Source organism: Streptomyces sp. SID13666 (genome assembly GCF_010548325.1).
Taxonomy (GTDB): Bacteria; Actinomycetota; Actinomycetes; order Streptomycetales; family Streptomycetaceae; genus Actinacidiphila; species Actinacidiphila fildesensis.
Window position 1 is genome coordinate 1 of sequence record NZ_JAAGLX010000058.1, and the last position, 25,753, is coordinate 25,753.

Below are 25,753 nucleotides of genomic sequence, written 5' to 3' on the forward strand. Positions count from 1 at the left end.
CCGGACCCGGCCACCGTGCTGCTGACCGCGCTGGGCCCCGGCCGCCGGCTGTGGGAGCGCGGGCCCGACCACCCGGACGCGCTGACGCTGCGGCTGGGCACGGCCGATCTGCCGTCGGAGGACGGCGCGGGCACCCTGCGCACCGTCCCCTTCACCGTCGACCTGCGCGATCCGCACACCTTCGCGCTCGGCCTCGCCGGGCCCCGGCCGCGGCTGGCCGGGCTGGCCCGCGCGGTGCTGGCGCAGGCCTGCGCGCTGCACTCCCCCAGCACGCTGGAGCTCGTCCTGATCAGTGCGGACCGCTCGCGCGGCGCCGAGCAGCGGGCCGACGAGTGGTCCTGGCTCAACTGGCTGCCGCAGCTGCGTCCCGCGCACGGCCAGGACTGCCGGCTGCTGCTCGCCTTCGACCGCGACCAGGCCGCGGCACGCGTCACGGAGCTGGCCCGCCGGCTGGAGGAAGGGCCGCTGGGCTCCGGCTGGGCCGCCGCCACCACGGAGGCCGTCGCCGAGGCCGCGGCCCACCGCGAGGGCCCGTACACCCTGGTCGTCGTGGACGGCGACCCCGGTTCCGCGACGCTGCGCGACACCCTCGAACGGATAGCGGCCGCCGGTCCCTCGGTCGGGATGCATGTGCTGTGCCTGGCCGAGTCGCCGGACCGGCTCGCGACGGAGTGCGGCGCCGTCGCCCAGTTGTCGGGCGATGTGGCGACGACCCTGCGGATGGATCCGTACGGGCCGGCGCAGGTCGTCGTCGACGCGGTCTCGCCCGCGTGGGCGGAGCGTTTCGCGCGGGCGCTCGCGCCGCTGCGGGAGACGGACACGGCGGCGCCGCGCGCCCGCAACGCGCTGCCGCGCACCGTGCGGCTGCTGGACGCGCTGGATCTGGCGCTGGCCACCCCCGCGAAGATCACCGCCCGCTGGGACGGCACCCCGGACGACGCGGACGCCCAGGAGGCCGGACAGGACGGCGGGCGGCCGGCCCTCACCGGTTACGCACGGGCCGGGGGCCGCGCCCTGGCGGTGCTGGGCTCGGGCTCCGGCGGCCGGGTCGTCGTGGACCTGGCGGCCGAGGGGCCGCATCTGATGGTGGGCGGCGCCGCCGGTTCGGGGAAGACCGAGCTGCTGCGGTCGATCGCGTCCGCTCTCGCCGCCGCCGAGCGGCCGGACCGGCTGGCGCTGGTCCTGGTCGACGGCGCGGGCACCGAGCGCGGCGAAGGACTGCGCGCGGTCACGGACCTGCCGCATGTCTCGACGTATCTTGCCGCCTCCGACCCGACCCGCATGCGGGAGTTCGCCCAGGCGCTCGGCGCGGAGCTCAAGCGCCGCGAGGAACTGCTCGGCGGCCAGGGCTTCGGCGAGTGGCACGCGGACCGGATGGTGACCGTGCCACGGCAGTCGACGGCGCGCGACGGCGGGCGGGGCGACGGCCGCAAACCGTCCGAGCAGGGCGCGCTGCGCGTCCAGACCCGCAGCGACTCCGCACTCCCCCGGCTGGTGGTCGTGGTCGACGACTTCGACGCACTGGTGGCGCCGGGGCTCGGCAGTACCGGCCGCCCGGCGGCCGGTTCCGTCGTGCGGGCACTGGAGGCGGTGGCCCGCGAGGGCGAGCGGCTCGGCGTGCACCTGATCGCGTCGACGGGGCGCCCGGAGCGCACCTCGGGGACCGAGGCGGACGAACGGTCACGGCTGCGGATCGCGCTGCGCACCGAGGATCCCGCGTCGGCCGCCCTGCTGGTCCATGTCGAGGATCCGGCGGGGCTGGACGAGGAGGTGCCCGGCCGCGGTTATCTGCGCCGTCCCGGCGGCGCGGTGGCGCCGTTCCAGGCGGGCCGGGTCAGCGGACGCATCCCCCGTACGGCGACGCTGCGGCCCACGGTCGTACCGCTGGAGTGGGAGCGGATGGGCGACCCGCCGACCCGCCGGCCGCTGCGCGAGCTCGGCAACGGGCCGACGGACCTGGCGCTGCTCGCCAGCGCGCTGCAGCGGGCCGCGGAGTCCGCGGGGGCGGGCCCGGCCCAGCCGCTGGTGTGACCGAGGCGCGACCGCCGGCTCCGGCGGATCGGGCGGGGGGCCCAATTCTCCGGTGATTAAACCCCTCTGACGCCGCATCACGTCAAGGTCACGATCAACCCCTATACCCCGCCCATGCCCTTGCGTCGCCGATCGGCCCGGGCGTAGGACAGACGGACCGGACCGAGGGGATGAGCAGATGCGTACATTCAGCACGCGCGCGCACAACCACCAGGCACGAACCGCGCTGGCCGTTGTGGCGGCCGCCGCACTGGCGCTCACCGCGGCCGGCTGCGGCAGTGACGACAAGAAGGACGCGGGGCCGTCATCGGGCGCTCCGTCGGCCTCGTCGTCGGGGCTCCAGTTGCCGGATCTCAAGGGCCAGAAGCTCGAAGTGGCCGCCGTGTGGACGGGCGCCGAGCAGAAGAACTTCCGAGGTGTGCTGGACGAGTTCGAGAAGCGCACCGGTGCGAAGGTGACGTTCGTCCCGACGGGCGACAGCACCTCCACCTTCCTCGGGACGAAGATCCAGGGCGGGGCGCCGCCGGATGTGGCGTTCCTGCCACAGGTCGGCGTGCTGCACCAGTTCGCGGACAAGGGCTGGCTCAAGCCGATCGGGCCCGAGGCCCAGGCGCAGCTGACCAAGAACTTCTCGAAGGGCTGGCAGGATCTCGGCGCCTACCAGGGCAAGCAGTACGGGGTCTACGCCAAGGCCGCCAACAAGTCGCTGGTCTGGTACAACACCGCGGCCTTCCAGCAGGCGGGCGTCACCGAGCCGAAGACGTGGGACGACTTCCTGAAGGCCGCGGAGACGGTCTTCGAGTCGGGCACGCCCCCGGTATCGGTCGGCGGCGCGGACGGCTGGACCCTCACCGACTGGTTCGAGAACGTCTATCTGAGCCAGGCCGGCCCCGAGAAGTACGACCAGCTCGCGCAGCACAAGATCAAGTGGACCGATCCGTCCGTGAAGGACGCGCTGACCACGCTGGCCGGGCTCTTCGGCAAGAAGGACCTGATAGCGGGCGGCCAGAGCGGCGCCCTGCAGACCGACTTCCCGAAGTCGATCAGCCAGACGTTCACCGGCACCCCGCCCGGTGCCGCGATGGTCTACGAGGGCGACTTCTCCGCCGCGGTCATCTCCTCCAGCACCAAGGCGAAGGTCGGCACCGACGCCAAGGTGTTCCCCTTCCCGGCCGTCGGCAGCGGCAAGCCGCCCGTGGTCAGTGGCGGTGACGTCGCCGTGGTGCTGAAGGACGGCAAGAGCGCGCAGGCGCTGCTGACCTTCCTCGCCTCGACCGACGCGGCGCAGGTGTGGGCGAAGCCCGGCGGCTACGTGTCGCCGAACAAGTCGCTGGACCTGGCGGCCTATCCCGACGAGGTCTCGCGCGCGATCGCCAAGGCGCTGATCTCGGCGGGCGACGACTTCCGCTTCGACATGTCCGACCAGGCTCCCGCCGCCTTCGGCGGTACCAAGGGCGAGGGCGAATGGAAGGACCTGCAGGACTTCCTGGTGAAGCCGACCGACGTGGCGGGCGCCCAGGCGAAACTCGAAGCGGACGCCGCCAAGGCGTACAAGAACTGAGGCACCGGTGGCCTCGACGGTGACCACGGGGGGCGCGGCCGCGGCCGGCCCGCCTCCCGTGAAGCGCAAGTCCCTGATGGGCACCCGCCCCTGGGTGGCACTGGTCTTCCTGCTGCCCGCGCTGGTGCTGCTCGGCTCGCTGGTGCTGTACCCGATCGGGTACACGATCCAGCGCAGCCTCTTCGACGCGGACAACTCGGCGTTCGTCGGCCTGAAGAACTTCGGCGAGGTCTTCACCGACCACAGCAATCTGACGGCCGTCAAGAACAACGCGATCTGGGTGGTCATCGCCCCGGTGGTGGCCACCGCGCTGGGCCTGATCTTCGCGGTGCTGACCGAACGGGTCTCCTGGGGCACGGCCTTCAAGCTCGTCGTCTTCATGCCGATGGCGATCTCGATGCTGGCGGCCGGCATCATCTTCCGGCTGGTCTACGAGAACGACCCGGACCGCGGCGTCGCCAACGCGGTCGTGGTCGGCATCCATGACACCTTCGCCGAGGCGTCCGCCTATCCGGGCGCCAGACCGCGTCCGAACGCCGATCTCGCACCGTCGGCGGGCGGCTCGTTCACCACCAAGGCGCAGGCGCAGCCGGGCACGGCGGCGGCGCTGCCGCTGATCGGCGTCCCGCAGAACAAGCTGCCGGGTGACACGCAGGACGCCAAGGCCGCCGCGCCGGCGGCGGACGGCGGTGTCTCGGGCACGGTGTGGCTGGACTTCAAGCCCGGTGGCGGCGGCACGACCGGCGCGATCGACCCGGGCGAGAAGGCGCTGCCCGGCGTCAAGGTCGAGGCGGTGAAGGACGGGAAGGTCGTCGCGTCGGCGAAGTCCGGTGACGACGGCACGTTCGCGCTGCCGGCCTCGGCGGCCGGCGCCCAGCTGCGGCTGCCCTCGTCCAACTTCGCCACCCAGTACAACGGGGTGGACTGGCTCGGTCCGAGCCTGGTCACGCCGTCGATCATCGTCTCGTACATCTGGATGTGGGCGGGCTTCGCGATGGTGCTGATCGCGGCCGGCCTGGCGGGCGTGCCGCGTGAACTGCTGGAGCAGGCACGGGTGGACGGCGCGAACGAGTGGCAGGTGTTCCGGAAGATCACCGTGCCGCTGCTGGCACCGGTGCTGGTGGTGGTCCTCATCACGCTGATGATCAACGTGCTGAAGATCTTCGACCTCGTCTACATCATCGCCCCGGGTGCCTCCCAGAGCGACGCCAACGTGCTCGCCCTGCAGCTGTACCTGAAGTCCTTCGGCGGCGGCAACGACCAGGGCGTCGGCAGTGCGATCGGCGTCCTTCTGCTGCTGCTCGTCCTGCCCGTGATGATCTTCAATATCCGGCGGCTGCGCAGAGAGGCACGACGATGAGCGCGATCGCGGCGAAACTCGCCTCCTGGGTCAGCGGAGGCGCGGTACGCGTCTTCCTCATCGTGGTCGCGCTCTTCTGGCTGCTGCCGACCATCGGTCTGCTGCTGTCCTCCTTGCGCGACCCCACGGACATCGCGGCGTCCGGCTGGTGGAAGGTCCTCAGCGCCCCCTCCCAGCTCACCGTCTCCAACTACAAGTCGCTGCTCAGCAACGACACCGTCGTCAACTCGCTGGTCAACACCATCCTGATCACCGTCCCCACCACGCTGCTCGTCGTCGTCATCGGCTCGCTGGCCGGCTACGCGTTCGCGTGGATGGACTTCCGGGGCCGCGACTGGTGGTTCCTGGCCGTGGTGGGCCTGCTGGTGGTCCCCATCCAGGTGGCGCTGATCCCGGTCGCCCAGCTCTTCGGGAAGATCGGCATCTTCGGCGACATCACCGGCGTCGTGCTCTTCCACACCGCCTTCGGCCTGCCGTTCGCGATCTTCCTGCTGCGGAACTTCTTCGCCGAGATCCCGCGCGAACTGCTGGAGGCGGCGCGGCTGGACGGAGCCGGCGAGCTGCGGCTCTTCACCACCGTGATCATGCCGCTGGGCGGCCCCGCCATCGCCTCTCTGGGCATCTTCCAGTTCCTGTGGGTGTGGAACGACATGCTGGTGGCGCTGATCTTCGCCGACAGCGACTCGCAGCCGATCACCGTCGCGCTGCAGCAGCAGGTCAGGCAGTTCGGCAGCAACATCGACATCCTCGCGCCGGGCGCGTTCGTGTCCATGGTCATCCCGCTCGTGGTGTTCTTCGCCTTCCAGCGGCAGTTCGTCTCGGGGGTGATGGCCGGCGCCGTGAAGTAGCCCGCGCCCACCCGCGGGAAGCTCACCCCTGGACGCCGTAACCAGATCACTCTCCGCGACGTTGCGCCCCATATAACGGGCACAGGCCGCGTACGTCATTGTTCATCCGATAACCGAGCAATCCTCGTGTGTACGCGGGCGCCCGTCCACAGCGCCCGCGTCAACACCTGGATGTCCCTTGCCCCGGTTCAGCGTCATCGTTCCCGCCTACAAGGTTCAGGCCTATCTGCACGCCTGCCTGGAATCCGTAACGACCCAGTCCTTCACCGACTTCGAGCTGATCGTGGTGAACGACGGCTCCCCGGACGGCAGCGGCGAGATCATCGACGAGTTCGCCGGCCGCGACCGCCGGATCACCGCCATCCACCTCCCCGAGAACGTCGGCCCCGGCCACGCCCGCAACGCCGGGCTGATCCGCGCCACCGGCGACTACCTGCTCTTCCTCGACGCCGACGACAGCCTCGCCCCCGGCTCCCTGCTGGCGATCACGGACCGCCTCAAGGAGACCGGCGGCCCCGACATCCTCGTCTTCGACTACGAGCGCACCTACTGGAACGGCGAGGCGCGGCGCAACGGCCTGGCCGGACACCTGAGCCAGACCGGGCCGGAGACGTTCACCCTCGGTGACCGCCCGGAACTGCTCCAGCTCCTCACCGTCGTCTGGAACAAGGCCTACCGCCGGGAGTTCGCCGAGCGGGTGGACCTCGCCTTCCCGCCCGGCTACTACGAGGCCACCGCGTGGACGTACCCGGCGCTGCTGGCCGCCGGCACCATCGCCGTCCTGGACCAGGTGTGCGTCCGCTACCGGCAGCGCCGCCGCGGCACCGTCCTCGGCACCACCAGCCGCCGGCACTTCGACATCTTCAAGCAGTACGACCGGGTCTTCGCCTTCCTCGACAGCCATCCCCGGCTGGAGCACTGGCGGCCGGCCCTCTTCCGCCGGATGCTCGACCACCTCACCACCGTCTACAACTCCCCCGACCGGCTGCCGCGTTCATCGCGCGCCGACTACTTCAAGCGGTGCCGCGCCTACTACCGCCGGCACCGCCCGCGGGCCTTCCGTGCCCCCACCCCGTTCGGCCAGGCGGGGCTGCGCTACCTCCTGGTGCGCCTCGGGGCCCGCCGCGCCTTCCAGGCGCTCGGCGGCGTCCACCGGACACGGCTGCGGGCGCAGGCCCGGGTCGCCGCCCGGTACGGCCGGATCCGCGAGGCAGCGCTGCGGCTGCACTACCGCCTGCAGCGGCGCCGCGCCCTCGACCAGGAACTGGCGGTCTTCTCCGCGTACCGGGACCGGGGCTACGTCTGCAACCCGGCCGCGATCGAGACCCGGCTGCGCGAGCTGGCGCCGCACATCCGCACCGCCTGGGTCACCACCCCCGAGCACGCCCACACCCTGCCGCCCGGCGTACGCCGCCTGCAGCCGGGCTCGGCCGCGTTCTGGACGGCAATGGCCCGGGCCAAGTACCTGGTCACCAACGACGACCTGCACCCCCGCTACGCCAAGCGCGCCGGCCAGCTCACCCTCCAGACGCACCACGGCACCCCGCTCAAGCACATGGGCCTGGACCTGCGGGACTTCCCGGCCGCCGCGAGGTCGACGGACTTCGCACAGGTCCTCGCCCAGGCGGACCTCTGGGACTACAACCTGTCGTCCAGCCGGCACTCGAGCCTCACCTGGGAACGCGCCTACCCGTCCGGCTTCACCACCCTGGAGTACGGCCAGCCCCGCAACGACGTCTACCAGCGCGCCACCACCGACGACGTGCTGCGCATCCGCGCCGAACTGGGCATTCCGCGCGACTCCACGGCCGTGCTCTACGCACCCACCCACCGCGACTACCGCGCCGGATTCCACGCCGATCTCGACGTGGAAAGGATCGCCCGCGAACTTGGCCCCGGATTCACGGTCCTGATGCGCACACATCACCTCTACGACACCGGCGCCCAGCACGCTGCCGGACAGCCGGCCTTCCTCGATGTGTCCCGGCACCCGTCCGTCGAACAGCTGTGCCTGGCCTCGGACGTGCTGCTGACCGACTACTCGTCGCTGATGTTCGACTACGCCAATCTCGACCGGCCGATCGTCATCCATGCCGAGGACTGGGAGGTCTACCGTGCCTCGCGCGGAGCCTACTTCGACATCACCGCGCACCCGCCCGGCCTCCTCGCGCGCAGCGAGGACGAGTTGATCGACATCCTCGCGACCGACGCCTGGCGCGGGCCCCGCTCGGCCCAGCTGCGCGCCGCGTTCCGCGAACGCTTCTGCCCGTACGACGACGGATACGCCGCGGAGCGCGTCGTCCGCCGGCTGTTCCTGGAGAACCGCGGGGACACCCTCCCGTCGGTGATCCCGCTCCAGGACCGCCGCCCGGCGCCCGCCCCCGGCCATGTGCGCGCGCTGTCCAGCCGCCCGCACACCGGAACCCTCTCCGCCTCACTCGCGCCCAGCTGAACGGAACACCCATGGAAGCCCCCACCAAGCCCACCGAGCAGCTCCCCACCCCCACCGAACTGGCCGAGGTGAAGGGCTGGTTCTTCCCGGCCGACCAGCTGCTCTTCGACTGGCTCCTCAGCCGTCAGCAGGAGCGCACCGAACCGGGCGATCTGCTCGAAGTGGGCGTGTACATGGGCAAGAGCGCCATCTTCACGGGCTCCTACCGACGTGAGGGAGAGCGCTTCACGGTCTGCGACCTGTTCGACGCGCCCGCCGAGGACACCGACAACAGCGCGGAGATGGCCAGGTCGTACTCCACGCTCACCCGGCGGGCGTTCGAGGCGAACTACCTCTCCTTCCACGAGGAGCTGCCGACGGTCGTGCAGGGCCTGTCCTCGGTGGTGCCCGACCATGTCACCGCCGACAGCTGCCGGTTCGTCCACATCGACGCCTCGCACCTCTACGAGCACGTCCACGCGGACATCACCGACGCCCGGGACCTGCTGAAGGCGCACGGCGTGGTCGTCCTCGACGACTTCCGCGCCGAGCACTGCCCCGGCGTCGCCGCCGCGGCCTGGCAGGCCGTGACCACCGGCGGACTGCACGTCATCTGCATCACCGAGCGGAAGCTCTACGGCACCTGGGGCGACCCGGCGGCCGTGCGCGCCGAGCTGCTGACCTGGCTGGAGACCCGTGAGGACCTCTGGCACGAGGTGCAGAGCGTCGCCGGCGAACAGCTCATCCGCATCAACGGACGGAAGGCGGCCCTGCCGGCCCAGCCCGCCTCCCGCCACCAGGCCACCGCCAAGGCCCCGGCGGCCCCCGCGGTCAGCCCGGCACCGGCAACCGTGGCGCCCGCACCCGCGAAGCGCCGCCGCTCCCCGCTGCGGCGCTTCGCGGTGAACGTGCTGCCGCCGTTCATCACGAAGGCAGTGGTGAGCCGCCGCGGCTGACGAGCGGGGAGGGCAACACCACTTTCCGGGCGACTACGTTGGGCGATGGAACAGCTACGCTGTGTCGACCAGATCGCCACGCCGGGTCGAGCAGGCCCGGCGACGGGAGGGGACGGGGTCGTAGGCGCGGGGGTCCGAAATGCTGCCGTGTATGTGTGGGCCGCCAGGCCCGTAAATACACGATTTCGGACCCCCGCGCCGGAGAGCCCGGCCCCGGCACCCGCACCCGGAAAGGCCCGAGCCGCCGTATGACGCCCCGACTGACCGTCGTCGTCCCCGTCCACAACGTCGAACAGCACCTGGAGGAATGCCTCCGGTCGGTCGCGGAACAGACGCTGGACGCACTCGATGTGGTGATGGTCGACGTCACGGACGGGGACGCGGACCACGCCCCGGAGATCGCGCGGCGGTTCGCCGCGAACGACCGGCGCTTCCGGCTGGTACGAGCCGCGCGGCCGGACGCACTGGGCGTCGGTCACGCCCGCAACGCGGGCGCCAGGCAGGCGGATCCCCGCACCACGTACCTGGCCTTCCTCGACGGTGACGACACCCTCCCGCCCCGCACGTACGAAAAGCTGGTGACCCGGCTGGACCGCTCGGGCGCGGACCTCGCCACCACCGCCGCCGCACAAGTCACGACCACGGCGACCACCACCCACATCACCCGGGACGGCGCCCTCCTCGCGGACCGTTCGGCGACGAACAAGGTGTTCCGCCGCACCTTCTGGGACCGCCACGCCCTCACGTTCCCCGAAGACGTCCGCCACGAGGACGGCGCGGTCACGATCCCCGCGCACTTCCTCGCCGAAGCCGTCGACGTCCTGCCCGAGCGCGAGCGCGACCGGCACCAGCCCCACCCCCGCCCGGCGACCCGCCGCCGCACCGACGTCCAGGACCTGCGGGACCGCTTCGCGGCCGTCGACGGCGTCAGCCGTTTCCTCGCCGGCACGTCGACGTCCATGTCAGCGTCGACGCCAACGCACAAGCGGGAGGCGCTCAAGCGGGAGTACGACCGTTCCATCCTCTCCGGTGACCTGCTGGACTGCGCCGGGGCGCTGCCGATGGCAGGCCCCGAGTACCGCGAGGTCTTCATGGACCGCGCCCGGGACTTCCTCGCCCGCGTCGACCCCTCCCTCCACGGGGAACTCCCGGTCGGGCTGCGGATCACGTGCCACCTCATCCGCGAGGGCCGGCTCGACGACCTGCTCGCCGCGCTCGCGCACGAGGAGCGCAACCACGCCGGCTTCACCGTCGCGGGCCCCCCGCTCCGCAGGCGCGCCGAGATCCCCGACGGCGCGCGCGCCGGTGGCACGATCCGGCTGCCGTACGACGTGGCCGCGCTCTCCGCGGCCGACCTCCCCGTACGGTCCCGCCTGCTGGAAACGCGCTGGCAGGACGGCAAGCTCGTCCTCAGGGGCTATGCGTACATCCAGAACCTGGACGCCTCCGCGAAGCGCAGGTCGCTCAAGACCGCGGTCCTGACGTCGGGCCGCCGCAAACTCCTGGTCCCGCTGCGTACCGTGCCGGTCCCGGAGGCCACGGACACCTCACGGCAGGAGCAGCACTGCTACGACTGGTCCGGCTTCGAGATCACCGTCGACCCCAAGCGGCTGCGGCGCGGCGGCCGGTGGACCGCCGGCCGGTGGCGGCTGGGCGTCACCGTGGCGACCTCCGGCGTCGTCAGGACCACCGAGGTGCACGCCGGGGACACCGGCTCCGGCGCCTCACCGGTGCCGCATCCGCTGGGTGACGGGCTGCGCCTCGTCCCCTGCTTCGAGGACGGCCGGCTGCGGCTGTCGGTCGAACCGGTCGAGGTCCGGCTGACCGGCCACCACGCAGTGGACGACGACACCGTCGAAGTGCTCGCCGTCAACAGCGGCACGGAGCAGCCGCGGACCCTGCTCCTGACCCACCGCGCCTCCGGGGCGTTCCTCGAATACCCCGCCGTCTGCCGGCCGGCCAGCTCCGCCGGAAAGCCCGGAAGCGTCGTCACCGCCCGGTTCTCCCTCGCCGACCTGGCGACCGCCCGCGCCACCGCCACCACTCCAGCCCCCGCCGACGGGACCGGCAGCGGCACCGACGGCCCGGCGGGCGCCTCCCCCGGGGCGAGCGCGACCTGGGACGTCGCCTTCACCCTGGCCGACGGGTCGACCCGGATCGCCGTCGGCCCGTCGCTGTCGCCCGGCCGGTACGCGCTCGGCACCGACCCCCTGCTCGGCGGGCTCCACCGTGAGCTGGTCCTCGGGGTCACCGCCGCCGGCGACCTGGAGCTGCGGGACCGTACGCTCCGCGCCGTGGCCGACCAGGTGGGACTGCAGGCGGACGGTTCGCTGCTCATCGAGGGCGAACTGCCGGGCAGGACCCCCGAGGGAGCCGAACTGGTGCTGCGGCACGGCACCCACCGGGCGGAGGCAGCCTTCCCGGTCACCGCGGACGGGGACCGTTTCAGCGTGACCGTCCGGCCCGCGGAGGCCGCGCCGACCGAGGGGCACTGGTACCTCCACCTGCGCACCGGCAGCGCGGAGAACACCGACGTCACCGGCGAGACCCCCGTCCACGTGGCCCCCTGCGCGTTCCCGTCGCTTCCTCTCCCGCTCCCGGTCCCGACGCAGCTACCGGACGCCGACCGGGCCCTCACGCTGGACCGCCGCTGCCACGACCAGCTGTTCCTGGACGCCGGTCCCACCGTGGCGCCGGAGGACCGCGGCCCGTACCGCGGCCGCCTGCTGCGCGAGCGGCACTATCCGCAGGCCCGCGCCCGTACGCTGCGCGACACCGTGCTGTACAGCAGCTTCGACGGGCGCCAGTACTCCGACTCGCCGCGCGCCGTGCACGAGGAGCTGGTGCGCCGCGGCGCCGCCCTGGACCACCTGTGGGTGGTCGGCGACGCCCGTGTGCAGCTGCCGCCCACCGCGCGCGCCGTCACCCATGGCAGCGCGGCGTGGCACGAGGCGCTCGCCCGCAGCCGTCATCTGGTCACCAACACCCACCTGCCCGCCTGGTTCGAGCGGCGCGAGGGCCAGCGGGTCGTCCAGACCTGGCACGGCACCCCCGTCAAGCGCATCGGCCAGGACCTGGCCGGCACCCTGTGCGCCGACCTCGCCCACCTGTGGCCGCAGCCCCGGCGCGGCCACCAGTGGGACGTACTGATCTCCCCGAACCCGTACAGCACCCCGCTGCTGCGCCAGGCGCTCGGTTACGACGGTGAGGTCGTCGAGACCGGGCTGCCGCGCACCGATCTGCTCTTCGCCGACGACCGGGACAAGCTCGCGGAGGAGGTCCGCACCCGGCTCGGTCTCCCGGCGGACAAGCGGGTCGTCCTGTACGCCCCCACCCAGCGCGACGACCGGGCGTACGACGACCGCCACTACCGGCTGGACCTGGCCCTGGACCTCGCCGCCGCCGAGTCGGCGCTCGCCGCCGACCACGTGCTCCTGGTGCGCGCCCATCCGCTGGTCGCGGACCGGGTGCCGGTCAACGGCGGCGGTTTCGCCCGCGATGTGTCCGGCTACCCGGATCTCGCGGAGCTGCTGCTGATCGCGGACGTGCTCGTCACCGACTACTCGTCCGTGATGGCCGACTTCGCCAACACCGGGCGCCCCATGCTGTTCCTCACGCCGGACCTGGACCGCTACCGGGACACCGTCCGCGGTTTCTACCTCGATTTCGAGGCCCAGGCGCCCGGCCCGCTGCTGCGCAGCACCGACGACCTGATCGGCGCGTTGCGGGATCTGGACTCCGTCATCCGGCGCAGTGCGGAGAGCTATGCCCGTTTCCACAGCGCCTTCTGCCCCCTGGACGACGGCTCGGCCGCCTCCCGGGTCGCTGACCTGCTGTTTTCCGATCAAGGGTGAGAGCCCGCCGGCCACCGTGCCGGACGGCCCTGGTATTTGCGTTCTCCGCGCTGCTAGCGTTCACGTAAACCGGGCTGGTTTCACCCCGGCTGGTGTTGATCGCGTCAGACTCGATTGTTCGCTGAGCGACCGAGCAGCGTGAGCCAGGAATCCCCCTGCTTCGGCTGGGGGAGGATTCAAGAAGAGTGCCTCCCGTCCAGGTCGGCTCAGACAGGGTCGCCCGCCGCCGGTCCCCGGGCCGGGCCCGGCCTCTCGTCACCCAGCGTTCTTCCCGTTCATCCCAGAGAAAGCTACTCCGGCTGATGTCCGACACCTCGCAGGACCGTAAGAGCACCGCCGACGCCAACTACACCGAGCGTCTGGCGACCCTGGAAAAGGCCGGCATCAAGCGGCTGCTTCCCACGCAGGCCCCGTACCGCTGGAACCTGCGTCGCCTGAAGCTGGGCCGGGTGCTCGACATCGGCTGCGGACTGGGCCGGAACCTGCAGAACTGCGGTCCGGACAGCGTGGGTGTGGACCACAACCCGACGTCGGTGGCGACCGCCCGTGAGCGCGGTCTGACCGCGTACACCCCGGAGGAGCTGGCCGAGGCCGCGGACTGCGGGCCCGGTTCGTTCGACAGCCTGCTCTGCGCGCACGTGCTGGAGCACCTGGACGAGGACGTCGCGTCCGGTCTGCTCGCCCAGTACCTGCCGTACCTCAAGCCCGGCGGCTCGGTGGTGCTCATCACCCCGCAGGAGGCCGGCTACCGCACGGACGCCACGCATGTGCGCTTCGTCGGCTTCGAGGAGCTGCGGGCCTACGCCGACGAGGCGGGTCTGACCACGAAGCGCACGTACTCCTTCCCGTTCCCCCGCGCCGCCGGGAAGATCTTCCCCTACAACGAGTTCGTCCTGGTCTCCTCGGCTCCGGCGGCCTGACCGGCCGCACTCCGCGAACCAGCCGCGCCCCCGTCCACCCGGTCCGCCGGGAGGGCGGGGGCGCAGTCGTCCCCGCGGGGCGGAACACGGCCGTGGAGCATCCTTTTCCTGGCCGGATTCCCCTGCCATGCACAGGAGTTCGGACCGATAGCATCGTCCCTCGATCGCCAATCGGGGGTGCCGGACATCGCCAGCAACGACAGCGACAGCGGCGACGCGCCCGGCGCTCTCGGCGCACTGCGGCCGGACGATCCCCGCGAGATCGCCGGGTACCGGCTGCTCGCCAGGATCGGCGAGGGCGGCCTGGGCACGGTCTATCTGTCGCACACCCCGGGCGGGCAGCCCGCGGCCCTGAAGGTGATCCGCCGGGAGTACGCGCGGGACAAGGAGTTCCGCCGGCGTTTCCAGCGGGACGTGCGGGCCGCACGGGACGTCCGGGGCTACCACGTCGTCCCGATCGTCGGCCATGACTCCACCGGGGACCGGCCCTGGCTGGCCACCGCCTACGTACCCGGCCTCTCCCTCGACGACGCGCTCACCGCCTTCGGGCCGCTGCCACTCCCCGCCGCCCTGCAGCTGACCGGCTGTGTGGCCGAGGGGCTGCGCGCGGTGCACGCCGGCGGCATCGTGCACCGCGATCTCCAGCCGGGCAACGTCCTGCTCAGCGACGACGGTCCCTGGCTGGCCGACTTCGGCATAGCCAGGGCCGCCGAATCCACCCGTCCGACGCGTGGCGGCGGCCTCATCACGACCCCGCAGTACATGTCGCCCGAGCACGCCAACGGGGACGCCCTCACGCCCGCCACCGACATCTTCTCGCTCGGCCTGCTCGCCGCGGTGGTCGCGACCGGCCGCCATCCGTACGGCGACGGCGGTCCCGGCGGCCCCATCAGCCTCGCCACCCGGATCGCCAACACCGCCCTCCGGCCACCGGACCTGTCCGGCTACCCGGACCTGTTGCGACCGGTACTGGAGCGCTGTCTGGCCGCCGATCCCGCCGACCGGCCCGAGCCCGCCGAACTGGCCGGACTGTGTGAACGGGCCGCCGGACGGCCGCTGCGCGATGTCACCGACTGGCTGCCCGAGCCGCTGACGGCGGAGATCGTCCGGCGCGCGGCCGCGGCCCAGCGGCCGCCCGAGCCGGAATCCATGGCATCAGGCGACTCCGCACCGGACTCCGCACCGGACCCTTCCGCCGAGCCGGCTCCCGGCAACCTCTTCGGCCCGGTCGTCTCCACCTGGTCCAACTGGGGCACCGCCACACCCGACGTACCGCCGGTGGGCGGCAAGTACCGTCAGCAGACGCTGCTCGCGATCGCCGGCAGCGTCGTCGCCCTGCTCCTCGCGGTGACCCTGACCTTCGCCTTCGTGCGGAACGGCGACCACCGCCCGCCACCGGCCACCCCTTCACCGGCGCCCGGCACCTCGCGGTGCTGCGGAACACCGGTATCGCCCCAGGGGTCGGCACCGAGCGCACCCGTGCCGGGAACGGCCGGCTGACGCTCCCCCGGGCGCACGAACGCCGGCCGGGCCCCGGTGTACGGGGTCCGGCCGGCGTTCACGGTCCTGCGTCGGCGTGGGCCTGTCGGCCCCCGCCTCAGCGGCGGGCGCGCAGCAGCGTACGGAACGTCCGCATCGCGACCGACAGGTTCGCGAGGTCGAACTCCTCCGAGCCCTGGATCTCGTCGAGAGTGGTCCTGGCACGGCCGATGAGCGCCGCGTTCTGCTCCTCCCACGCCTTGAAGCGCTGCTCCGGGTTGGAGGTGCCGTTCCCGGCGGACAGCACGTCGGCGGTGAGCGAGGCGTGCGCCGCGAAGAGGTCCTCGCGGATGGCCGCGCGGGCCATCGACTGCCAGCGGTCGGCCCGCGGCAGTTCGATGATGCGGTCCAGCAGCTTGGTGATCTGGAGCCGGTCGGCGAGGTCGTAGTAGATCTCGGCGACCTCGAGCGGGTCCTTGCCGGTGCGGTCCGCGACATCGACGATGTCGAGGGCCGGGAAGGCGGACGAGAAGCCCGCGACCCGGGTGGCCAGCTCCTCCGGGACACCCGCGCCGGTCAGCTCGTCATGGATGCTCTGGTACCACTCCAGGTCGGCGCCGCGCGTCAGCTTCGGCAGCTGGGACCAGACGGTGGCCACCCCGTCGCGGAAGAACTCGATCGTCCCGGCGATCTCCAGCGGCTGCGGCCGGTTGTTGAGCAGCCAGCGCGTGGCACGCTCGACGAGCCGGCGCGAGTGCAGCCGGATCCGGGTCAGCACATCGGCGTCCACGACGTTGTCGAGCGCTTCGACGTCGTCCCAGATCGCGGAGAGCCCGAAGATCGCGCGGGCCGCGGTGTGCGCCCTGACGATCTCCTCGCCGGTCGCGCCGATCTCCTCGCGGAAACGGTGCAGGAAGGTCGTGCCACCGGTGTTGACGGTGTCGTTGACCAGCATCGTCGTGACGATCTCACGGTGCAGCGCGTGGCTCTCGATCTGCGTCTCGAACCGCTCGCGCAGCGGCTTGGGGAAGTAGTCGTGCAGCAGCGTGCGCAGGTACGGATCCTCCGGGAGGTCGGTGTGGATCAGCTCCTCCGCGACGGTGATCTTCGTGTACGCCATCAGCACGGACAGCTCGGGCTGGCTCAGCCCCTGCCCGTTGGCGAGCCGCTCGCGGATCTGCCGGTCGGTGGGGAGGAACTCCAGCGCCCGGTCGAGCCTGCCGTCGCGCACCAGCTTGCGCATGAAGCGCTGGTGGGCGTGGAGCAGGCTGGACGCCTGCGCCATGCCGTTCCCGAGCGCGACGTTCTGCGCGTAGTTGTTGCGCAGCACCAGGCTGCCGACCTCGTCGGTCATCGCGGCGAGCAGCGTGTTGCGCTGCTTGACGGTCAGATCGCCGTCCGCGACCACGCTGTTGAGCAGGATCTTGATGTTGACCTCGTGGTCCGAGGCGTCCACGCCGGCGCTGTTGTCGATCGCGTCGGTGTTGATCCGGCCGCCGTTGAGCGCGAACTCGATACGGCCGAGCTGTGTCAGCCCCAGGTTGCCTCCCTCGCCGACGACCTTGACCCGCAGGTCCGCGCCGTCGACGCGGATCGCGTCGTTGGCCTTGTCGCCGACGTCGGTGTGCGATTCGGTCGAGGCCTTGACGTAGGTGCCGATGCCGCCGTTCCAGAGCAGGTCCACAGGGGCCTGCAGGATCGCCTTCATCAGCTCGGCGGGCGTCAGCTTGGCGACGTTCCCCTCGATGCCGAGCGCCTTGCGGACCTGCGCGGTGATCGGGATGGCCTTGGCGCTGCGCGGGTGGATGCCGCCGCCCGCCGAGATCAGCGAGCTGTCGTAGTCCGCCCACGAGGAGCGCGGCAGCTCGAACATCCGGCGCCGCTCGGCGTAGGACACCGCCGCGTCGGGGGTCGGGTCCAGGAAGATGTGCCGGTGGTCGAAGGCGGCGATCAGCTGGATGTGCTCGCTGAGCAGCATCCCGTTGCCGAACACATCGCCCGACATGTCGCCGACGCCGACGACCGTGAAGTCCTCGGACTGCGTGTTGTGGCCCATCTCGCGGAAGTGCCGCTTGACGGACTCCCAGGCGCCCTTGGCCGTGATGCCCATCTTCTTGTGGTCGTAGCCGACCGAGCCGCCGGAGGCGAACGCGTCGCCCAGCCAGAAGCCGTAGCTGACGGCGACCTCGTTGGCGATGTCGGAGAAGGACGCGGTGCCCTTGTCCGCGGCGACGACCAGGTACGTGTCGTCCTCGTCGTGCCGCACCACGCCGTTCGGCGGGACGACCTCGCCGCCCACCAGGTTGTCGGTGATGTCGAGCAGGCCGGAGATGAAGGTCTTGTACGAGGCGATGCCCTCGGCCAGCCACGCGTCACGGTCCACCGCCGGGTCGGGCAGCCGCTTGCCGACGAAGCCGCCCTTGGCGCCGACCGGCACGATCACGGTGTTCTTCACCATCTGCGCCTTGACCAGGCCCAGCACCTCGGTACGGAAGTCCTCGCGCCGGTCGGACCAGCGCAGCCCGCCGCGGGCGACCTTGCCGAAGCGCAGGTGGACACCCTCGACCCGCGGTGAGTACACCCAGATCTCGAAGGCCGGGCGGGGCGCGGGCAGGTCCGGGATCTCCTGCGGGTCGAACTTCATCGACAGGTAGCTGTGCGGCTGCCCGTCGTCGCGGCGCTGGAAGTAGTTGGTGCGCAGCGTCGCCTTGATGAGGGTGAGGAAGGACCGCAGGATGCGGTCCTCGTCCAGCGAGGCGACCTGGTCGAGCGCGCCGTCGAGCTCCTCCAGGAGCCCGTCGGTCAGCTCCTTGCCGGCCCGCTGGTGGTCCGGGGACATCCGGGCCTGGAAGAGGTTCACCAGCAGCCGGGTGGTGTGGACGTTGTTCCGGAGGGTGTCCTCCATGTAGTCCTGGCTGAAGGTGGAGCCGGCCTGCCGCATGTACTTGGCGTAGGCGCGCAGCACCATGGCCTGGCGCCAGTTCAGCCCGGCGCGCAGCACCAGGGAGTTGAAGCCGTCGTTCTCCGCCTCGTCGGTCCAGGTGGCGGCGAACGTCTCCTGGAAGCGCTCACGGGCGTCGTCGCCGAGATCGCCGAGGGAGGGGTCGAGCCGCAGGCCGAAGTCGTACACCCAGGCACGGGTGTGGTCGGTGCGGCGCAGTTCGTAGGGGCGCTCGTCCACGACCTCGACGCCGAGCTTCTGCAGCACCGGCAGAACGGCGGAGAGCGAGACGGGCGCACCGGTGCGGTAGATCTTGAAGCGGCGCTCCCCGGGAGCCGCGCCGACCGGCTCGTACAGGCTGAGGGTGAAGTCGCCCTCGGGCTTGAGCTGTTCGATGTGCTGCAGGTCCGCGACGGCCGAACGGGGGGTGAAGTCCGCCCGGTAGCCGTCGGGGAAGGCCTGGGCGTAGCTGCGGGTCAGCTCGGCGGCCCGCTCCTCGCCGCATTCGGCGGTGAGCGCCTCGGCGAAGCCGTCGGCCCAGGAGCGGGCCGCCTCGACGAGCCGGGCCTCGATCCGGTCGATCTCGGCCTCGGTGAGGTCGGTGAGGGCCGTGCCGGGCGCCACGCGGACGACGAAGTGCAGCCGGGAGAGCACCGATTCGGTGTTCCAGGCGGTGAAGTCGACGCTGTGGCCGTTCAGCTCGTCCTGGAGGATGTTGGTGAGCCGCAGCCGCACCGCCGTGGTGTAGCGGTCGCGCGGCAGGTAGACCAGCGCGGAGTAGTAGCGGCCGTACTCGTCCTGCCGCAGGAACAGCCGCAGCCGGCGGCGCTCCTGCAGGTACAACACGCTGGTGACGATGGAGCGCAGCTCGTCGGCCGGGGTCTGGAACAGCTCGTCGCGCGGGTAGGTCTCCAGGATCTGGAGCAGGTCGCGGCCGTCGTGGCTGTCCGGGGTGAAGCCGGCGCCCTCCAGCACCTCCTCCACCTTGCGGCGGATCACCGGGACGCGGCGCACCGACTCGGTGTACGCGGCTGAGGAGAACAGGCCCAGGAAGCGCCGCTCGCCGATGACGTTGCCCTCGGCGTCGAACTTCTTCACCCCGACGTAGTCGAGGTAGGAGGGCCGGTGGACGGTGGAGCGGCTGTTGGCCTTGGTGAGGATCAGCAGCTTGTGCTCACGGGCCTTGGCCCGTGCGTCGGCCGGCAGCCGGTTGAACGACGGGGAGCCGGGGTGCGTGCCGTCGTCCCCGTGCTGGGGGTCGGAGCGCAGGATGCCCAGGCCGGTGCCGGCGATCGCCGACAGGACGTCCTCGCCGCTGCCGTCCGGGCCGGCGTCGGTGGTCAGCTCGTACTCGCGGTAGCCGAGGAAGGTGAAGTGGTCGTCGGCGAGCCACTTCATCAGCTCCCAGGCCTCCCCGACCTCCTGCTCGGGCAGCGGCGGCGGCGTCGCGGCGAGCTCCTCGGCGATCCGGAGCGTGGCCTCGCGCATCTTCGTCCAGTCCTCGACGGACTCACGGACGTCGGACAGCGCGCCGCGCAGCTCCGCGGTGATCTGCTTGAGATCCTCGCGGTCGGTCTCACGGTCGATCTCGACGTGGATCCAGGACTCGGTGAGCGCGTCGTGCGGGAGGTTGTCGGGGTCGCCGCCGTTGTCGTGCAGCGAGCAGCCGTTGCCGATGATCTCCAGCAGCTTGCCCGTCACGTCGCGGCGCACCACGATCTGCGGGTGGACCACCACATGGATCGCCCGGTCGGCCTGCGACAGGGCGTTGGTGACCGAGTCGACGAGGAAGGGCATGTCGTCGGTGACGACCTCGACGACGGTGTGGCTGCAGGCCCAGCCGTTCTCTTCGACCGTCGGGGTGTGGACCCGGACATTCGCGGTGCCCTGCGGGCGTACCTCTGCGAGCCGGTAGTGGGACAGTGCCGCGCCGAACACGTCGACCGGATCGCGGTCGAGCAGGTCCTCCGGTGCACTGTGCAGGTAGTAGCGCTGGAGGAACGCGGTCAGCGCCTCTGCGTCGAGGCCCTGGCCGGGGTGTCCCCCTGCCGGGCTGTTCTCAGCTACCCGGGCCGCCCGTGCGAGCAGCTCGGCCTTGGCTTCGTCCAGCTTGGTCTGCATGTCCTCTGACTCCTGTCGCGCGCCGTTGCGTGACGTCGGGTGATGGCGCGGCGTCCCGGGGCGCGGGTTCACCGCTACGGGACGACGCTATGCCGGGATACAGGGGCGCCGTACCGTTGTTTACGGATCGGACCCGCCTGCATGGATCAACGCTGATCACGCAGTAAGGCTATCGCTCCGGCCCGGGGGGCTGTCAGGGGACGCCTCTGTACAAAACCTGGCCGGATTCTTGGACCAAATGGACAGCGCGCAAACAGCCGGATGTCCGATCCGGTCAGGCCCCGTCATCCCGGGCCCGGCCGACCGGCCCTGGTCATTCAGGGCCGATCATCCGGACCTGTCATCCCGCGGTGAGCCGCCGGGCGGCCTCGACCGCCTCCGCGAGCGAATCCACCACCGGCACCCCGGCGGCCGCCAGACTGACCCGGCTGTGCGACCCCCCGGTGTACAGAACGGCGTGTGCGCCCGCGTGGGCCGCCGCCAGCGCGTCGTCCACCGCATCGCCGATGACGACGACGCGGTCGGGTGAGACGCCCTCCAGGGCGGCAAGGTGGCGGACCATCTGCTCGGCCTTGCCGCCGCCGGACGGCCCGGTCGCGCCGTCCATCCGGACGAAGTGCCGCTCGATGCCGTGGGTGCGCACGATCGGTATCAGCAGATCGTGCGGGGCGAGCGAACAGAGCGACTGCGTCAGCCCCGCGTGCTGCTGGGCGGCGAGCAGCTCGGCCGCGCCCTCGGCGAGACCGCAGTTCCCCGCCCGCTCCCAGTAGTGCCGGTGGAACGCCTCGTCCATCACCACCCACTCCGCGTCCGTGGGCAGCCGGCCGATCAGCCGCTCGTAGAACTTCGGCACCGGCACGCAGTACAGCTCGCGGTAGCGGTCCAGGGTGATCGGGGACAGGCCGAGCTCGGCGAAGGAGGCGTTCGTGGCCTCCAGCACCGCGTCGATGTCGTGGAAAAGGGTCCCGTTCCAGTCCCACACCAGATGAGCGTTCACGCCCCCGACGTTACCCGGCGGGTACGACAGCCCGGCGGCCTCAGCCGATCAGGTTGGGGATCTCCTGCGTCGCGAACCAGAGCAGCTCGTGGTCCTCCGCGCCGTCGACGGTGAACTGGGCGTCGTCGTCGCCCGCGTCGGCCGCGCCCAGCGCCAGCGCCGCGGCGGTCACGTCCTGCTCCGCGTCGGTGGCGTCCAGGTGTACGGCGGCGGCATCGCTCATCGACACCACCGCGGCCAGCCGGACCTCGCCGAGGGCTGCGGCGTCCAGCCCGCGGTCCGGGTCGAAGGTGACGGCCGACTCCGGCACGTCCACCGCGAGCACGATGCGGCGGCGCGGGGCGTCGGGGTTCACGGCGAGCTGCCGGAGCGACGCCTGGGCGGCCCGGGTCAGCGCCGCGTACTCCAGCTCCTCGATGTCGTCGGAGACGTACCACTCGCGAAGGCTGGGGGTGACCGCGTAGGCGTCCAGCGGTGCGGGGCCCAGTTCGCCCGCCTTGTGGGCCTCGGCCAGGCCGGACAGGGTCGTGGGGATGTAGACGCGCATGGCCGTCAGCATATGTGCGTAACGGCGCGACCACGCGGATAGGTGAAACGGCCGCCCGCGTCCCGCGCCGGCGGACCGCGTTGTCCCCGCCCCCCGGTGGCGCGTACAACCGGGTTACCGAACGGTAGAAACCGGTGGCCCGGGTACGCACCCGGCCACATCCGGCCGAATCCGGCGGATCCCGCCGGCACCGCACCACGGGGGTATCAGCATGGCCGTCACCTCACCCGCGTCCGCCCGTCCCGGCCCGGCCCGCACCCGCCGGTCCGGGCCGCCCAACCGGCACGACCACCGGCGCCCGCCGGTCCGGGCGGGCCGGCCGGCCGCCGTTCCGCCACACCTGTGGTTCGCCGGCCGGCTGCTCACCGTCCTCACCGGACGGCAGCCCATCAGCTGCCTCGCCGGCCGGGTCCGCGGCCCCGCCTACGACCGGCTCTGGGAGCTGGTGACCTCCCGCGCCGACTGGCAGCGCCGGGCCCGCGGGGAGGCACCCTACGTCCACAGCTGCCAGGTCGCGCGGCAGCACGACGGCGCCCTGGAGGTGACGGCCGTCGTCTCCCTGGCCCATGACGCCTTCCGCGCCATCGCCTTCCGGCTGGAGCGCGGCCCGGCGGGCGGAACGGGCGGGGACGCCGACGGGGCGGGCGGGGGTGTCTGGCGCTGCACCGCGGTCGAGGCCCGCTGACCCGCCGCCCCCGCGGCCTCGTGGGAACGCGGCCGGGGCCGGACCCCCACGATGGGAGTCCGGCCCCGGCCGGTGCTTACCGCGCGACTTTTCGCGCCGTGCGCCCGCGCTACTTCTTGCGGCGCTTGCCGCCCTTGGCGGCCTTGCGGCGCTCCGCGCGCGTCTGGCCGTCCCCGTCGGAACCGGCACCCTCGCTCTCGAAGTCGCCCTCGACGACACCGCCCTCGCCGTCCACCGAAGGAGCGGAGAAGTGCAGCCGGTCCGCCCGCTTCGGGGCCTCCAGGCCCTTGGCGCGGATCTCCGGACGGGCGTCCTTGACGAGCGACGGCGCCGCGTCCTCGACCGGGACCTCCTCGACCTGCTGCTCGACCTGGACGTCCAGGTTGAACAGGTAGCCGACGGACTCCTCCTTGATGCCCTCCATCATGGCGGTGAACATGTCGAAGCCCTCGCGCTGGTACTCGACCAGCGGGTCGCGCTGCGCCATGGCGCGCAGCCCGATGCCCTCCTGGAGGTAGTCCATCTCGTAGAGGTGCTCGCGCCACTTGCGGTCCAGCACCGACAGGACCACGCGCCGCTCCAGCTCGCGCATGACGTCACCGGAGAGCTGCGCCTCGCGCTCCTCGTACTGCTCGGTGATGTCGTCCTTGACGGTCTCGGCGATGAACTCGGCGGTGATGCCTGCCCGGTCGCCGGCCGCGTCCTCCAGGTCCTCGACGGTGATCTTGATCGGGTAGAGCTGCCCGAAGGCGTTCCACAGCCGGTCCAGGTCCCAGTCCTCGGCGAAGCCGTCCTTCGTCTCGGCGTCGATGTACGCCTCGATCGTGTCGTCCATGAAGTGCCGCACCTGCTCGTGCAGGTCCTCGCCCTCCAGGACGCGGCGGCGCTCGCCGTAGATGACCTCGCGCTGGCGGTTGAGCACCTCGTCGTACTTCAGGACGTTCTTGCGGATCTCGAAGTTCTGCTGCTCGACCTGCGACTGGGCGGACGCGATCGCGCGCGTCACCATCTTGTTCTCGATCGGGACGTCGTCCGGCACATTGGCCATCGACATCACACGCTCGACCATCTGCGCCTTGAACAGGCGCATCAGGTCGTCACCGAGGGAGAGGTAGAAGCGGGACTCGCCCGGGTCGCCCTGACGGCCGGAGCGGCCGCGCAGCTGGTTGTCGATCCGGCGGGACTCGTGGCGCTCGGTGCCCAGCACGTACAGGCCGCCGAGCTCCTTGACCTCTTCGAACTCGGCCTTGACGGCCGCCTCGGCGCGCTCCAGCGCCGCCGGCAGGTCCGCGGCCCACTCCTCGACGTGCTCGACCGGGTCCAGGCCGCGCTGGCGCAGCTCGGCCTCGGCGAGGTCCTCGGGGTTGCCGCCGAGCTTGATGTCGGTGCCACGGCCGGCCATGTTCGTGGCGACGGTGACCGCGCCCTTGCGGCCGGCCTGGGCGACGATGGACGCCTCCCGGTCGTGCTGCTTGGCGTTCAGCACCTCGTGCGGGACACCGCGCTTGGACAGCTGCGCCGACAGGTACTCGGACTTCGCGACCGAGACGGTGCCGACCAGGACCGGCTGGCCCTTCTCGTGCTTCTCGGCGATGTCCTCGACGACCGCCGCGAACTTCGCCTCCTCGGTGCGGTAGATCAGGTCCGCCCGGTCCAGCCGCGCGAGGTCCCGGTTGGTCGGGATCGGGACGACACCGAGCTTGTAGATCTGGTGGAACTCGGCGGCCTCGGTCATGGCCGTACCGGTCATGCCGGAGAGCTTGTCGTAGAGGCGGAAGAAGTTCTGCAGGGTGATCGTGGCGAGGGTCTGGTTCTCGTCCTTGATGTCGACCCCTTCCTTCGCCTCGATCGCCTGGTGCATGCCCTCGTTGTAGCGGCGGCCCGCGAGGATACGGCCGGTGTGCTCGTCGACGATCATGACTTCGCCGTCCATGACGACGTAGTCCTTGTCGTTCTTGTAGAGCTCCTTGGCCTTGATCGCGTTGTTCAGGTAACCGACGAGCGGGGTGTTCACCGACTCGTAGAGGTTGTCGATGCCGAGCCAGTCCTCGACCTTGGCGACGCCGCTCTCGTGGATGGCGACCGTGCGCTTCTTCTCGTCGACCTCGTAGTCGCCGGTCTCCTCGACGCCGATGCTGCCGGCCTCGCCCTTGTTCAGCCGCTTCACCAGGCGCGCGAAGTCGGCGTACCACTTGGTGGCCTGGTCCGCGGGGCCGGAGATGATCAGCGGGGTACGGGCCTCGTCCACGAGGATCGAGTCGACCTCGTCGACGATCGCGAAGTTGTGGCCGCGCTGCACCAGCTCGTCCTTCGACCACGCCATGTTGTCGCGCAGGTAGTCGAAGCCGAACTCGTTGTTGGTGCCGTACGTGATGTCGCAGTTGTACATCTCGCGGCGCTGCGCCGGCGACATGTTCGCCAGGATGCAGCCGACCTCGAGGCCGAGGAATTTGTGCACCCGGCCCATCCACTCCGAGTCACGCTCGGCGAGGTAGTCGTTGACGGTGATGAGGTGGACGCCCTTGCCGGAGATCGCGTTCAGGTACGCGGGCAGGGTGCCGACCAGGGTCTTGCCCTCACCGGTGCGCATTTCCGCGACATATCCGAGGTGGAGAGCTGCGCCGCCCATCATCTGGACGTCGTAGTGACGCTGGCCGAGCACGCGCTTGGCGGCCTCACGGACCGTGGCGAACGCCTCGGGAAGCAGGTCGTCGAGGGTCTCGCCGCCCTCGTACCGTTCCTTGTACTCGTCGGTGAGGGCCCGCAGCTCGGCGTCCGTCAGATTGACGAAGTCCTCTTCAATGGAATTGACCTGGTCCGCGATGCGGTGCAGCTTGCGCAGGATCTTGCCTTCGCCTGCACGCATGAGCTTGTTGAAGACGGACACGTAGGCTGGCTCCTTGCCGGTCGGGCCTGGCACGTAATCTCGCGCTGGGCACAGCGGGATGCACTCCGCCGCAACGGCCATCGTAAGCGAGGACACCTGCAGGCCGGGAGGTCCGTCAGCACACCGGTCCGCCGT

14 protein-coding genes are annotated in these 25,753 nt (G+C 71.4%); 10 read left to right on the top strand and 4 right to left on the bottom strand.

Annotated elements, in window-relative coordinates; genetic code table 11:
- The 9 genes from G3I60_RS39065 to G3I60_RS39105 form a co-directional block, all read left to right on the top strand.
- Nucleotides 1-2,031 (top strand): FtsK/SpoIIIE domain-containing protein (locus G3I60_RS39065; protein WP_275419057.1); only part of this gene is annotated, 2,031 nt, incomplete at its 5' end.
- Between the two features lie 178 nt (nucleotides 2,032-2,209).
- Nucleotides 2,210-3,592: an ABC transporter substrate-binding protein gene (locus tag G3I60_RS39070; protein ID WP_164298247.1), complete on the top strand. Its 1,383-nt coding sequence runs from the start codon at nucleotides 2,210-2,212 to the stop codon at nucleotides 3,590-3,592.
- A 76-nt stretch (nucleotides 3,593-3,668) separates the two neighbouring features.
- Nucleotides 3,669-4,952, top strand: a complete 1,284-nt coding sequence (locus G3I60_RS39075; RefSeq protein WP_164298272.1) for a carbohydrate ABC transporter permease — start codon at nucleotides 3,669-3,671, stop codon at nucleotides 4,950-4,952.
- A complete protein-coding gene (locus G3I60_RS39080; protein WP_138357593.1) occupies nucleotides 4,949-5,800 on the top strand; it encodes a carbohydrate ABC transporter permease in 852 nt (283 codons plus the stop codon). The genes G3I60_RS39075 and G3I60_RS39080 overlap by 4 nt, the downstream gene beginning before the upstream one ends.
- Nucleotides 5,801-5,978: 178 nt before the next feature.
- Nucleotides 5,979-8,252, top strand: a complete 2,274-nt coding sequence (locus G3I60_RS39085; RefSeq protein WP_164608349.1) for a bifunctional glycosyltransferase/CDP-glycerol:glycerophosphate glycerophosphotransferase — start codon at nucleotides 5,979-5,981, stop codon at nucleotides 8,250-8,252.
- Nucleotides 8,253-8,263: 11 nt separating this feature from the next.
- Nucleotides 8,264-9,187, top strand: coding sequence for a class I SAM-dependent methyltransferase (locus G3I60_RS39090; protein ID WP_164298251.1), 924 nt, complete (start codon nucleotides 8,264-8,266; stop codon nucleotides 9,185-9,187).
- A 248-nt stretch (nucleotides 9,188-9,435) separates the two neighbouring features.
- Nucleotides 9,436-13,041, top strand: a complete 3,606-nt coding sequence (locus G3I60_RS39095; protein ID WP_164608350.1) for a CDP-glycerol:glycerophosphate glycerophosphotransferase — start codon at nucleotides 9,436-9,438, stop codon at nucleotides 13,039-13,041.
- Nucleotides 13,042-13,343: 302 nt separating this feature from the next.
- Entirely contained in the window at nucleotides 13,344-13,961 is a 618-nt protein-coding gene (locus tag G3I60_RS39100) for a bifunctional 2-polyprenyl-6-hydroxyphenol methylase/3-demethylubiquinol 3-O-methyltransferase UbiG (RefSeq protein ID WP_164608351.1), read from the top strand.
- Nucleotides 13,962-14,138: 177 nt separating this feature from the next.
- On the top strand, nucleotides 14,139-15,461 hold the full coding sequence (locus tag G3I60_RS39105) for a serine/threonine-protein kinase (protein WP_343242002.1): 1,323 nt from the start codon (nucleotides 14,139-14,141) through the stop codon (nucleotides 15,459-15,461).
- A 97-nt stretch (nucleotides 15,462-15,558) separates the two neighbouring features.
- Here G3I60_RS39105 and G3I60_RS39110 read toward each other — a convergent pair whose 3' ends face one another.
- The 3 genes from G3I60_RS39110 to G3I60_RS39120 all read right to left on the bottom strand — a co-directional run bounded on the left by G3I60_RS39110 (nucleotide 15,559) and on the right by G3I60_RS39120 (nucleotide 22,046).
- Nucleotides 15,559-20,502 carry an NAD-glutamate dehydrogenase gene (locus tag G3I60_RS39110; RefSeq protein ID WP_164298254.1) on the bottom strand — a complete coding sequence of 1,648 codons (4,944 nt, stop codon included), beginning with the start codon at nucleotides 20,500-20,502 and terminating at the stop codon, nucleotides 15,559-15,561.
- A 340-nt stretch (nucleotides 20,503-20,842) separates the two neighbouring features.
- Complete coding sequence (locus tag G3I60_RS39115; protein ID WP_138357599.1) at nucleotides 20,843-21,499, bottom strand: HAD family hydrolase; 657 nt, start codon at nucleotides 21,497-21,499, stop codon at nucleotides 20,843-20,845.
- A 40-nt stretch (nucleotides 21,500-21,539) separates the two neighbouring features.
- Nucleotides 21,540-22,046: a hypothetical protein gene (locus G3I60_RS39120; RefSeq protein WP_164298256.1), complete on the bottom strand. Its 507-nt coding sequence runs from the start codon at nucleotides 22,044-22,046 to the stop codon at nucleotides 21,540-21,542.
- A gap of 211 nt (nucleotides 22,047-22,257) precedes the next feature.
- Here G3I60_RS39120 and G3I60_RS39125 point away from each other — a divergent pair, with 211 nt between their 5' ends.
- Entirely contained in the window at nucleotides 22,258-22,731 is a 474-nt protein-coding gene (locus tag G3I60_RS39125) for an Rv3235 family protein (RefSeq protein WP_164608352.1), read from the top strand.
- 109 nt (nucleotides 22,732-22,840) lie between these two features.
- Here the strand turns inward: G3I60_RS39125 and secA are convergent, their stop codons facing one another.
- Nucleotides 22,841-25,618, bottom strand: a complete 2,778-nt coding sequence (secA, locus tag G3I60_RS39130) for a preprotein translocase subunit SecA (protein ID WP_164298260.1) — start codon at nucleotides 25,616-25,618, stop codon at nucleotides 22,841-22,843.
- Between the last annotated feature and the right edge of the window lie 135 nt (nucleotides 25,619-25,753).